The sequence below is a fragment of the Neorhizobium turbinariae genome, from assembly GCF_023223505.1.
GTDB lineage: Bacteria > Pseudomonadota > Alphaproteobacteria > Rhizobiales > Rhizobiaceae > Neorhizobium > Neorhizobium turbinariae.
The window spans coordinates 1-12,089 of the sequence record NZ_JALPRY010000007.1 but is presented as its reverse complement, the minus strand read 5'-3'; the positions used below and the strand labels follow the sequence as shown (position 1 = coordinate 12,089).

The 12,089-nt window shown below is 61.3% G+C and carries 12 protein-coding genes; 7 read left to right on the top strand and 5 right to left on the bottom strand.

Features of this window, described 5'->3' with window-relative positions:
* Nucleotide 1: 1 nt before the first annotated feature.
* The 3 genes from otnC to ltnD are packed head-to-tail and all read right to left on the bottom strand — an operon-like array spanning nt 2 to nt 2,789.
* Nucleotides 2-652, bottom strand: a complete 651-nt coding sequence (gene otnC / locus M0654_RS05065) for a 3-oxo-tetronate 4-phosphate decarboxylase (protein ID WP_248682106.1) — start codon at nt 650-652, stop codon at nt 2-4.
* Entirely contained in the window at nt 649-1,917 is a 1,269-nt protein-coding gene (otnK, locus tag M0654_RS05060) for a 3-oxo-tetronate kinase (RefSeq protein ID WP_248682105.1), read from the bottom strand. The genes otnC and otnK overlap by 4 nt, the downstream gene beginning before the upstream one ends.
* Complete coding sequence (ltnD, locus tag M0654_RS05055; protein WP_390919698.1) at nt 1,917-2,789, bottom strand: L-threonate dehydrogenase; 873 nt, start codon at nt 2,787-2,789, stop codon at nt 1,917-1,919. The genes otnK and ltnD overlap by 1 nt, the downstream gene beginning before the upstream one ends.
* 209 nt (nt 2,790-2,998) lie before the next feature.
* Here ltnD and M0654_RS05050 point away from each other — a divergent pair, with 209 nt between their 5' ends.
* From M0654_RS05050 to uxuA, 7 genes are all read left to right on the top strand, one after another.
* Nucleotides 2,999-3,997 (top strand): LacI family DNA-binding transcriptional regulator, encoded by a 999-nt coding sequence (locus tag M0654_RS05050; RefSeq protein ID WP_248682103.1) that lies wholly within the window; start codon nt 2,999-3,001, stop codon nt 3,995-3,997.
* A gap of 136 nt (nt 3,998-4,133) precedes the next feature.
* On the top strand, nt 4,134-4,871 hold the full coding sequence (locus M0654_RS05045) for a FadR/GntR family transcriptional regulator (RefSeq protein WP_248682102.1): 738 nt from the start codon (nt 4,134-4,136) through the stop codon (nt 4,869-4,871).
* A 37-nt stretch (nt 4,872-4,908) separates the two neighbouring features.
* Entirely contained in the window at nt 4,909-5,880 is a 972-nt protein-coding gene (locus tag M0654_RS05040; protein ID WP_118852243.1) for a sialic acid TRAP transporter substrate-binding protein SiaP, read from the top strand.
* Nucleotides 5,881-5,950: 70 nt separating this feature from the next.
* Entirely contained in the window at nt 5,951-6,523 is a 573-nt protein-coding gene (locus tag M0654_RS05035) for a TRAP transporter small permease (RefSeq protein WP_248682101.1), read from the top strand.
* A 3-nt stretch (nt 6,524-6,526) separates the two neighbouring features.
* Nucleotides 6,527-7,933 (top strand): TRAP transporter large permease, encoded by a 1,407-nt coding sequence (locus M0654_RS05030; RefSeq protein WP_118852241.1) that lies wholly within the window; start codon nt 6,527-6,529, stop codon nt 7,931-7,933.
* A 6-nt stretch (nt 7,934-7,939) separates the two neighbouring features.
* Nucleotides 7,940-8,983 carry an L-idonate 5-dehydrogenase gene (locus tag M0654_RS05025; RefSeq protein WP_248682100.1) on the top strand — a complete coding sequence of 348 codons (1,044 nt, stop codon included), beginning with the start codon at nt 7,940-7,942 and terminating at the stop codon, nt 8,981-8,983.
* Nucleotides 8,984-8,993: 10 nt separating this feature from the next.
* A complete protein-coding gene (uxuA, locus tag M0654_RS05020; RefSeq protein ID WP_248682099.1) occupies nt 8,994-10,190 on the top strand; it encodes a mannonate dehydratase in 1,197 nt (398 codons plus the stop codon).
* Nucleotides 10,191-10,193: 3 nt separating this feature from the next.
* Here the strand turns inward: uxuA and M0654_RS05015 are convergent, their stop codons facing one another.
* The gene (locus tag M0654_RS05015; protein WP_199925308.1) at nt 10,194-11,138 is read right to left on the bottom strand and encodes an ABC transporter substrate-binding protein; all 945 of its coding nucleotides are present in this window, start codon (nt 11,136-11,138) and stop codon (nt 10,194-10,196) included.
* A 4-nt stretch (nt 11,139-11,142) separates the two neighbouring features.
* Nucleotides 11,143-11,922, bottom strand: coding sequence for an ABC transporter permease (locus tag M0654_RS05010; protein ID WP_248682098.1), 780 nt, complete (start codon nt 11,920-11,922; stop codon nt 11,143-11,145).
* Between the last annotated feature and the right edge of the window lie 167 nt (nt 11,923-12,089).

Below are 12,089 nucleotides of genomic sequence, written 5' to 3'. Positions count from 1 at the left end.
ATCAGTCCCACTCGACGTCATAGGTGCGGACGATCTGCTCGATCTGACCGGCACTGAGCAGGTCCGGATTGGCGCCACGTGTTAGCAGGGCAAGCCTGGCCGTCTCTTCAAGCTCTTCGATCGCATAAACGGCGGCTTCCAGATCCTTTCCAGCGACGACGGGACCGTGCGCCGCGAGCATCACGGCACTGCGTTTGCCTGCGAGTCCCCGGATAGCGTCACCCATGGCCGGGTCGCCCGGCATGAAATACGGCAAGAGTTTCACCTTGCCGAGCTTCATGATGGAATAGGCTGTGAGCGGCGGCAGCATGTTGTCAGGATCGACTTCCGGCAGCAGCGAGAGTGCCACGCAGTGGCTGCAATGAAGGTGTACCACGGCACCTGTCTTGCCAGGCCGCGTCTCGTAGAAGGCGGAGTGCAGCGGCATCTCCTTCGTCGGCTTGTCGCCGCCTGTCTGTTTCCCATCCACCTCGAAACAGGCTAGGCGGGCCGGGTCCAGCCGGCCAAAGGAACTGCCCGTCGGCGTTACGAGAAGCCGCCCGTCCGACAAGCGCGCGGAGATGTTGCCCGAAGAACCAGCCGTCAGCCCCCGGTCGTAGAGCGACTTTGCCATCCGGCAAATGTCTTCTCGTAACAACGCCTCCTCGCTCATGCAGCCTCCAGAAGCTTGAAGGCGTCATCGAAGAAGGTTTCACTGCCGAAATTGCCTGATTTCAACGCCAATGCGACGCGCTCGCCCTCCATATCAGCAAAAACCCAGGGAACACCCGGCGCGATCTCAGGCCCGATCTCCAGACGTGTGATGCCCAGGGCCTGTGTTATCGCGCCAGCCGTCTCACCGCCTGCCACCACGAACCGGCGCACGCCCAGATCGAACGCCCGCCGCGCCAGATGCGCCATCGCCTGCTCGACAAGTTGGCCGGCGCGCTCGGTGCCGAGCTTCTGCTGCGCGCTGCGCACCTCGTCCGGTTCGGCTGTTGCATAGATGACCTTGGCACCTTCGGATGGCTGCCTCTCGAGCCATTCACCGGCGGCAACCTCGCCCTCATCCGCAAGGCGTAGAGGATCGAGCTTCAGGCTGGCGCTCGTGGCGCTGTAGGAAGTGACCTGCCTGCGCGTCATCGCTGAGCAACTGCCGGAAAGCACCAGCTGTCCGCCTGCCGGGACGTTTAGCGACACCCGGCCTTCGGGTTTGGCGATCAGTCCTCGCTGCAGATAAACCTGCGCCAGTTGGCCGGCGATTACACTGCCGCCCGTCACCAGCGGCATGTCCGCCGCGGCTTCGGCAATTATGTTGAGGTCAGTTTCGGAAACGGCATCGACGATGACGTGAGAGACCTCGCCCGTGACGAGCTCCTGAAGCCGCTCACTCAAAGCGGCTTGGCCTTGCGCGACCGCATGGCGCTTGGCCAACCCCACCTTCCCGCGCACCTGTGGTTCGAGCAACCGCACGAGACTGGAGTCCCTCATGGGCGTCAGCGGGTGATCCTTCATTGGGCTTTCCGCGAGCAGTTGCTCGCCGACGAACAGGTGCCCCATAAAGACGCTGCGCCCATTCTCTGGAAAGGCCGGGCAATAGATCGTCTGGTCGGCGCCGACTTCGTGCATCAGCATCTCGGCCACGGGGCCGATGTTTCCGGCGGCGGTGCTGTCGAATGTCGAACAATATTTCCAGAAGAATCGCGTTGCACCGGCACGCTTCAGCCAGTGGGCTGCGTCGCGGGCCTGTTGAACAGCGTCCGCTGCGGGAACGGTGCGGATCTTCAACGCGATGACTTCCAGAGCCGCCGCATCATCAGGATCATCCTGCGGCACGCCTATGCGCAGCGAGACCGGCAGGCCGCTGCGCGCCAGCAAGGCGGCGAGATCCGTGGCGCCGGTGAAGTCATCGGCAATGCAGCCGAGCAACGTCACCATCAGGCCTGGCCCTCCATGCCGGGCAGGGAGACACCGCTTTTTTTCGCCAGGATTTTTGCGACTGCCGCATCATCTTCTCGGCCAAGGCCCGCCGCCGAGGCCTCCTTGAAGAGGTCAAGTGCGATGCTGGCAAGAGGCGTTGTCGCCCCGTTTCGTGCCGCCTCGGCCGTGACGATTCCGAGATCTTTCACGAAAATGTCGACAGCCGAACGCGGCGCATAATCGCCCGCAATGATGTGTTCGCCGCGATTCTCGAACATCCAGGATGAGCCGGCGGAAACCCGCAGCACGTCATAAAGCGTCTGCAGATCGATGCCGGTCTTCGCCGCGAGCGTCATCGCCTCCGCCGTTGCGGCAATATGGACGCCTGCCAGGAGTTGGTTGATCATCTTGACCTGCGAGCCCGTGCCCGGCTTGTCGCCAAGACGAAACACCTTCGCAGAAACAGCATCGAGCGCTGTTTGCGCCTTGGCGAAGGCAGCTTCGGACCCAGATGCCATGACCGTGATCTCGCCCGACATTGCCTTCAGGTGTCCTCCTGACACGGGCGCATCGATGACCAGCATGCCTGCAGCCTCCAGCCGATCAGCGAGCGAGACCGTTGCGCTTGGCGCCATGGTGGTGCAGAGCATGAAAACCGTGCCGGGATCCGCGGTCTCAAGCGCTCCACCTTGTCCGAGAAGAACTTCTTCGGCCTGCGCACTATTGACCACGTAAATGAAGACCGCAGCAGCATCCTTGGCCGCCTCTGAAGCGGTCCGGCAGGGTGTGCCGCCGGCATCTTCCAAACGCTGCAGAACATCCGGGCGCACGTCGCAACCCGTTACGCGAAAGCTAGCCCTGAGCAGGGACACGGCCGCGCCCCAACCCATGGATCCGAGCCCGATCACGGCGATCTTCTCAGCTTCCTGCACGGCTGCTCCTCCCCAGGTGCAACTCAAGTCCCGATACGGTGTTACCGGTACCGGTATCGCTATCACCATTGGTTTTTGTCGAGGAAGTCAAGCCCCGTCCGGTTTACTTTCCCCTGCTCGTGAGCGTATGGCTTATGCGGGATCGTCGGCCGTCGAGGGGACGGAAAATGCGAAAAGCTACACTGGAAGAGGTCGCCTCTGCCGCCGGCGTCAGCAAGATGACGGCCTCGCGGGCGCTGCGGGGCACGACGGATGTCTCACCAGAAACACGGGCAAAAGTGCTGCAGGCGGCCAAGCAACTGAGCTACGTTGCAAACCGACTGGCTCTGTCGATGTCGGCGCAACGGACGAAGCTGGTGGCGGTCGTTGTGCCGAGCATGTCGAATATCGTGTTTCCGGAGGTAATGGCTGGCATTTCAGCCGGCCTTGAAGGTTCCGGGATGCAAGCCGTCTTCGGTATCTCCGACTATGATGTGGACAAGGAGCGCGAGGTGATCCGCGACATGCTCTCCTGGCAGCCGTCGGCAATCATCGTCACCGGGCTCGACCAGCCGGAAGACACGCGTCGCATGCTGAAGGACGCGGACATCCCGGTCATCCAGATCATGGATCTGGATGGCGAGCCGGTTGATCATTGTGTCGGGCTGTCGCAAGGCGGCGCCGGAGAGGACATGGCGCGGGCTTTGATTGCCGCGGGTCGCAGGCGTTTCGGCTATATCGGCAGCGCGCTAAACCGGGATACCCGAGCCGAGAAGCGCAGGCGCGGCTTCGAGCGTGTTCTCGACCAGCACGGGCTGCGCTTTGCAGCGAAACACATCGACCCCGGGTCCTCCTCCATCGTGCTTGGCAAGCGCCTTACGATGGAGATGGTGAAGGCATCGGCTGGGCTCGACTGCATCTATTACTCCAACGACGACATGGCCGCTGGCGGACTGTTCGCTTGCATGGAGCTTGGTGTCAGCGTGCCGGACGAGATCCTGATCGCCGGCTTCAACGGTCTGGAACTGGCGCATGCGCTACCGGTGAAGATCGCGACATCGGAATCGTCACGGCGGGAGATCGGCGAGATTGCCGCGAGGCTTGTGCGAGAGGCGACCTCTGGTGAAGGACGGTCGAGCAAGACGGTGGCGTTTAAGCCTCAAATCTTTGGGCTTCCAACCACATAAGCAGCGGCAACTGCTCTTTGGCAACCTCCAGTAAACACCCGTTGACATTGTTCTCCTTAAGCATATTATCTGGTTAACTGGTAAGACCAGTTGACCAGTGCGCGGGAGGAGTAGCGCGTACGGGGAGGACCTGTTGATGTTTTCGGTTGTGGAACCGCGCCGGCTTTACCGGCTGGCTGCGGAGCAGATGCGCATGCTTATCGAAACGGGGGAATTTCCGGTCGGCAGCCGTCTTCCGGCCGAGCGCGATCTTGCCGAATTGCTCGGCGTGTCGCGCCCCACCGTGCGCGAAGCGCTCATCGTCCTCGAGGTCGAAGGCTTCATCACGATCCGTATGGGATCGGGCGTCTACGTCACCTCGCGAAAAGCACCGGTCGCTCCCGCAGTCCCTGACAGCGAAGGTCCATTCGAGCTTCTCCGGGCGCGATCTTTAGTTGAATGCGCGATCGCAGAACAGGCAGCGGCTTTGGTGCGGCCTGACCACATTACGGCACTCAACGAAAATATCTCCATGATGGCCAAGTCTTTGGATAACCGACCGGAAGCGCTGAAGCACGACCGCGAATTTCACGCGCTCATCGCCGGCATCATTGGCAACTCCACGCTCGAACGGCTGGTTCGTGAGCTTCATGACCTGCGCCTGACGCCATATTTCGAGAAGCTGGCCGGCTATTTCGAGAACCGCGACACGTGGATGACCGCTCTCAATGAACATCGTGCGGTCCGTGACGCTCTTGCGGCGGGTGACCCCACTGCTGCGCGGGATGCGATGCGCATCCATCTCGAACTCGCGCAACGACGATTGTCCGAAAGCTTCGGTGGAGAGACCGAGTGGCTCGCACTCGAAGAGCGAAGACATGCACTAGCGCCGTAGTCTCGGCAGGATCGACTTCAACTGGGAGGATGAAGGCATGAAAGTGAAATTTGCGATTTTAGGAGCCACCGTCGCCATTCTGGCGTCCGCGGCGGCAGCACAGGCACAGACCGCGCTCAAATGGGCGCATGTCTATGAGACGTCCGAGCCGTTCCACACGGAATCTGTGTGGGCGGCAGAAGAGATCAACAAGCGCACCGATGGTCGTTACAAGATCGATGTGTTCCCGGCTTCGCAGCTTGGCAAGGAATCCGACATCAACCAGGGCCTCAAGCTCGGCACCGTTGATATCATTATCTCGGGTTCGAGCTTCGCGTCCCGCGAATATCCGCCGATCGGCGTCACCTACTTCCCGTATATTTTCCGCGATCCGAGCCACCTGATCTCATACACGAAGAGCGACGTCTTCAAGCGGCTCGCCCAAGGGTATGAAGAGGCTTCGGGCAACCACATCACCGCCGTCACTTATTATGGCACCCGCCATACGACTGCAAACAAGCCGATCACCAAATGCGCCGACATGCAGGGCCTGAAGATCCGCGTTCCGGACGTGCCGGCCTATCTCGCCATGCCGCGTGCTTGCGGCGCCAACACGACGCCGATCGCTTTTGCAGAGGTTTACCTGGCGCTGCAGAACGGCACTGTGGAAGCCCAGGAAAACCCGCTGACAACGATCGAGGCCAAGAAGTTCTTTGAAGTGCAGAAGAACATCATCCTGTCCGGCCATATCGTTGACCATCTGAACACAGTCGTTTCCAAGAGCCTGTGGGCGAAGCTTTCCGACGAGGACAAGAAGATCTTCTCCGAAGTCATGGCTGAGGCTGCAGAACGTGGCACTAAGATCATTGAACAGCGCGAAAAAGAGCTCGTCGCCAAGTTCAAGGAAATGGGCCTGTCGGTCACCGAAGTGGACAAGGCTGACTTCGAGAAAACCGTCATGGAAAAGGTGACCTTCGAAGAGTTCGGCTACAAGAAGGAAGATTGGGAAGCCATCCGCGCCGTCCAATAAAGCTCGCCTCCTGGAGCGCCCGATGAGTTGCCGGGCGCTCTCTCCATCTCCTGAACTGGCGGAGTTTCCCATGCACGAACAACAGCACGCTCCGGTTAGCGTCGACGAGATGGCGCATGCCTTCGAGGAAAGCGCCGGCTCCGTGGATCTTTCACCTTACGCGGTGGAGGACTGGGTCAACATGGCGATTTTCTGGGCCATGGCCGCCTGTGTTTTCCTGCAGTTCTTCACGCGTTACGCTCTGAACAACAGCCTGGCTTGGACCGAGGAGATTGCAGCCAACTGCCTCGTGGTTCTCGTCTTCCTGGGCTCCGTCATGTGCGTGCGGATGGCACGGCATATCTCCGTGGACATGCTCTACCGCTTCCTGTCGCGCAAGGTCGGGCGGGCGCTCGAACTTCTGGTCGACTTCATCGTCATCGGCTTCTTCGCCTACACGACCTGGCTGATGTGGCGTTACATCGCCATTGTCGGCAATGAGCGCATGGTAACCGTCAACCTGCCGCGCGGCTACGTCTTCTACACCGTTTTCGCCGCCTTCGCGCTGATGCTCGCGCGCTCGGTCCAGAACTTCATCAAAGACATGATCAACGAAAAAACGGTTCGCGAGCAGGCGAACGAAACCGGTGTGCAGGGGATCTGACCAATGCTGCTTCTTATCGGATCATTCCTGCTGCTGCTGATCATTGGTGCACCGATTGCGGTGTCGCTCGGCGTCTCTTCGCTGCTTTATCTCGTCATCTATGGCGTCGCGCCGGATATCATCGCCGCCCAGCGCATGATCGCGGGGGTGGAAAGCTTTCCGCTGATCGCGGTGCCCTTCTTCATTCTTGTCGGAAACCTGATGAACATCGCCGGGGTCACCGGTCGCATCTACCATTTCGCCCTGTCGCTCGTCGGCTGGATGAAGGGCGGCCTGGCGCAGGTGAACATCATCGGCTCGGTCGTCTTCTCCGGCATGTCCGGCACCGCGCTTGCGGATGCCGCAGGCATCGGCACGATCGAGATCAAGGCGATGAAGGACCACGGTTATCCGGTCGAGGCCGCTGTCGGCGTGACCGCCGCGTCGGCAACGCTCGGCCCGATCTTCCCGCCCTCGCTGCCCTTTGTCATCTACGGCATGATGGCGAACGTGTCCATCGGCGCGCTGTTCATGGCCGGGATTCTGCCAGGTGTGGTGATGACGGTGCTGATGATGCTGACCGTTGTCATCTTTGCCTACCGCAAGGGCTGGGGATCGGACACGCCTTTCGAGCTCAAGAGGCTCGCCAGCGCCTCGCTCGAGATTGCCATCGTTTTCTGCTTTCCCCTTGCGGTCTACCTGCTGGTTCTGGCAGGGCTTTCCATCAACATCGCGGTCCTCATCGCCCTTGTCGTCCTGATAGCGCTCGACTGGTACTATGACTTCTCCGCCGTGATGGCGCTGATGACGCCGGTTCTGTTGATCGGCGGCATGACCATGGGCTGGTTCACGCCAACCGAAGCCGCAGTTGCGGCCGTGATCTGGTCGCTTTTCCTCGGGCTGGTGCGCTATCGCACCATGACGCTGCGCACGCTTGCCAAGGCGAGCTTCGATACGATCGAGACCACCGCCTCAGTGCTCTTCATCGTCACGACCGCCTCGATCTTTGCGTGGCTCCTGACCGTCAGCCAAGCGGCCCAGCTGTTTTCTGACTTCATGTTCTCGCTCACCAGCAACTGGTGGACCTTCCTGATCATCGTCAACATTCTGCTTTTGATCGTTGGCGCCTTCCTCGACACCATTGCCGCGATCAGCATCCTGGTGCCAATCCTGATGCCGATTGCAGCGCGGTATGGCATCGACCCGGTGCATATGGGGCTGATCTTCACGCTGAATCTGATGATCGGCCTGTTGACGCCGCCCGTTGGCATGGTGTTGTTCGTGCTCTCGCGGATATCGAAGCTGTCGATCGAACGGACGACGATGGCAATCTTGCCCTGGATGATTCCGCTTTTCGTCGCGCTGCTGCTGATCACCTTCATACCGCAGATCACGCTGTGGCTGCCGACTCAGCTCGGCCTGCTCAAGTAGCGCATCATGCAGACACGCACCGTGCGGCTGCATGCCGAGCGAATCCTGAAGATCGAGATGGCACCGGTACCGGAGCCCGGCGCTGGCGAGGTACTCCTCAAGATGGCGGCTGGAGGCATCTGCGGCTCGGATCTTCACTATTATCAGCATGGTGGCTTCGGCCCTGTTCGGGTTCGCGAGCCGATCATCCTTGGCCACGAGGCAGCCGGATACGTCGAAGCGCTCGGAAGCGGCGTCTCCGGCCTGACCATCGGCCAGCTTGTTGCGGTCAATCCGAGCCAACCCTGCGGCCGCTGCCGTTTCTGCCTTCAGGGTATGGCAATCCATTGCCTCGACATGCAGTTCATGGGTAGCGCAATGCGGCTTCCCCACGCGCAGGGCATGTTCCGGGATCACCTGGTTGTTCCGGCACAACAATGCTTTTGGGTGGGTGGCGACGTCAGTGCCGGTGAAGTGGCCTGCTCCGAACCGCTCGCCGTCTGCCTGCATGCCGTTTCGCGCGCGGGTAACCTGGTCGGTAAGCGCGTTCTGGTGACCGGTGCGGGTCCCATTGGCACGTTGGTTGTCGCGGCCGCGCGGCATGCCGGCGCGGACGAGATCGTGGTCACCGACCTGACGGATGCGGCCTTGCAGCGCGCACAAGCGATGGGCGCGAGCCGGACCATCAACGTCGCAAAACAAGCTGAGGCGCTTGCTGAGTTCGAGGCCGACAAAGGCTGGTTCGATGTCGTTTTCGAATGTTCCGCGGCCAGTCCGGCCATTCGAAACGCCATTGCGGCGGTGAAGCCGCGCGGCACCATCGTGCAGGTCGGCGTCGGCGGCGATACCGCCGTGCCGCTGAACATGATTGTCGGCAAGGAAATCCTCTGGATTGGCTCGCAGCGCTTCGACAACGAGTTCGCCGTGGCTGTTAACCTGATCTCGTCGCGCAGCATCGATGTGCGTCCGATCATCTCGCACAGCTTCCCGATCAACGAGGCTGCCGCCGCCTTTGAAGTCGCAGGCGACCGCAGTACCGCCTGCAAGGTGCAACTGACATTTCTGCCGTGAGGACAAGAGAATGAGACATACATGGCGGTGGTTCGGCCCCATCGACAAGGTTACCGTTCGTGATGCAGCCCAGGCCGGCGCCGTCGGTATCGTCAGTGCGTTGCATCACATCCGCACGGGCGATGCCTGGCCCGAAGCCGAGATCGCCAAGCGGCATGAGGAGATCAAGGCTGGCGGTCTCGTGTGGGATGTCGTGGAGAGCGTCCCCGTCTCCGAAAGCATCAAGACGCAAACCGGGGACTGGCGTGCCCATATCACCAACTGGCAGGAGACGCTGCGCCGGCTGTCCGCGGCCGGCATCCGCACCGTCTGTTACAACTTCATGCCGGTGCTTGATTGGACGCGCACCGACCTGCGGTGGTCCACCCGCCACGGCGCAAAGGCGATGCGCTTCGACCTGATCGATTTTGTCGCCTTCGACCTCCACCTGCTGAACCGGCCGGGAGCCTCGCACGATTACGACGAGGCCATCCGTGACAAGGCGGCGGAGCGGTTCGCTCGAATGAGTGATGAGCATCGTTCCGCCTTGTCGAAGAACATCGGGGCCGGGCTGCCCGGCTCAGCCGATGGTTATACACTGCCGCAGCTTCTTGAACTCCTCCGAACCTATTCGGGCATCAGCCGCGAAAGGCTGCAGCAGAACCTCATCGACTTTCTTTCGGAAGTGACGCCGGTTGCGGAAAAGGTCGGGATCAACATCTGTGCCCACCCGGATGATCCGCCATGGCCTCTGCTCGGCCTGCCGCGCATCCTGTCCACGGAAGCCGACTACCTTCACATGCTGAATGCGGTCGATAGCCGCGCGAATGGTGTCACCTTTTGCACCGGCTCGCTCGGCGCCCTTGCCAGCAACGATCTGCCCGCCATGGTGCGTCGCCTCGCGCCACGCATTCATTTCGTCCATCTTCGCAACGTCCGCCGCGAGGAGCAATCAAGCCCTTGCTCCTTCTTCGAAGACGAGCACCTTGAGGGTGATACCGACATGGTGGCGGTGATCGCCGAGCTCCTGGCGGAAGAGCGCCGCCGCGGCCAGGAGGGACGCAGCGACCACCAGATCCCGATGCGCCCTGACCACGGGCAGGAGATCCTCGATGACCTGCAGCGCGGTGCCCAGCCTGGCTATCCGGCGATCGGTCGCTTGAAAGGTCTCGCCGAGCTTCGCGGCATAGAGCGGGCGCTGTCGCATCCGCGCTACGGGCTCAGGTGACGGTCAGCGGATCTCGACCGCCACGTCTTCCGTTTGTGGAGTGGCCTTGATCAGGCCCATCTCCTGCATGAACGCACCAAAGCGGGCATAACGACCGCGGTCCAGCGCCGCGGGGCGCTTGGCGAAACGCGGCAACGTTTCGAAGAAGGCTGTCTTGTTCAACTCGTCATCGAGATTGGGATAAGCCTTGATGAACAACTCCCAGCCCTCCTGCGGATGGTTGGTGAGGAAGATCGATGCCTGCTCCACGGCAGACAGGAACCGGGGCAGCCGTTCGTCGCCAATCAGGTCCCTGCGTGTGACATAGATCAGCTCGTCATAGGGCGGCACGCCATGCTCTTCCGGAAAGAAGGCGCGGCCGGTCTTCCCCTCGAGCTTCATCTGCGTCAGCTCAAAGTTGCGGAAGCCGCCCAGTGTCGCGTCCACCCTGCCGCCGATCAGCGACGGAGATAGCGAGAAGTTGACGTTGATCAACTCGACGTCCTCGCTTGAAACACCTTCGGATTGAAGCATTTTCTTCAGCATCGCCTGCTCGAAGCCGCTAACAGAGTAGCCGACCTTCTTACCCTTGAGGTCCTTGAGGCTTTTGATCGGGCCATCGGCGAGAACGGTGATTGTGTTCAGCGGCGTTTCCACGAGCGTACCGAACCGCACCAGCGGCAAGCCTGCGTCGTGATCCAGAAACAGGTTCGGCTGGTAGTGGATGCCAATGTCCGCTTCGCCTGTTGAAACCAGACGCGGCACCACGGACGGATCGGACGGCGGAATGAGTTCAACCTCCAGATTTGCGTCCGCGAACAGCCCACGCTCGCGGGCAATGACCATCGGCGCGTGATCCGGATTGACGAACCATTCGAGCAGGACAGAGAGCTTGTCCGCCGCTTGCGACGGCACAGGCAAGAGGAGGCTGCCGCAGGCGATGATGACAGCAGAAAACACACGGATCATGAGATCACCTTCTTGACGTTGTGGGCAAAAGGGATGGCTCTTCGGGCTGTTCGTGCGCCCAAGGCGCAAGGCCACGGGTCAACCGGTCAACGAGAAGCCGCAAGACGAGGGTGAGGGCGGCTAGAATGAGCATTGCGGCGAAGACGGTTTCGGTCTGCATGCGCGCGTTCGCCTGCATCATGATGAAGCCGAGCCCGCCCGCCGCCCCCACCCATTCGCCGACGACGGCACCAAGCGGTGCCAAGGGTGCGGCGACGCGCAGCCCCGATATCAGGCTCGGGATAGCGAGCGGCAGGCGGATGTTCTTGAGGACGTCCCAGTGGCCCGCCCCGTCGAGCTGCGCGGCATCGAGCACGTCCAGCTCCGTACGGCGCAGGCCATCGGCAAAGGATGACGCGACCGGGAAGAAGATGATGATCGTCGTCATGGCGACTTTCGAAGCCAGTCCAAAGCCAAACCAGATGACAAGGATCGGGGCGAGCACGAAGACGGGGAACGCCTGCAGGATCAGCACCAACGGCCAGGCCAGGCGTCCGATCCGCGGCCAGGCCGCGACAGCGAAGGCAATGGCGGCACCGAGCGTCGATCCGATCAGCAACCCCAGGACGATCTCCGTCAGTGTGATCATCGCATGGTGAAGCAGGTAGGCTGGCTGCCGCAGGAAAGCGGCTCCGACAGTGAGCGGTGATGGCAGCACGTAGCGCGGGGGCTCGAACAGCATCACACCCGCCTGCCACAAGAGCAGCATCAGGAGGGTGCCGAGGCCGGCATGGGAAGTGCGCATCGCGGCCTACTCAGACGAGGTGAGGAAGGCCCTGGATCCCGCGATCGGGTAAGCGTGTTCGAACATCATGGGCGAACTCCAGATAAACCAATCACGGAGACCCAGGTGAAGCGGAGAAGAGAAAGTGTCATCGCGAGAGGTGACGCCGTTTCCGTTCCTACGCCGGC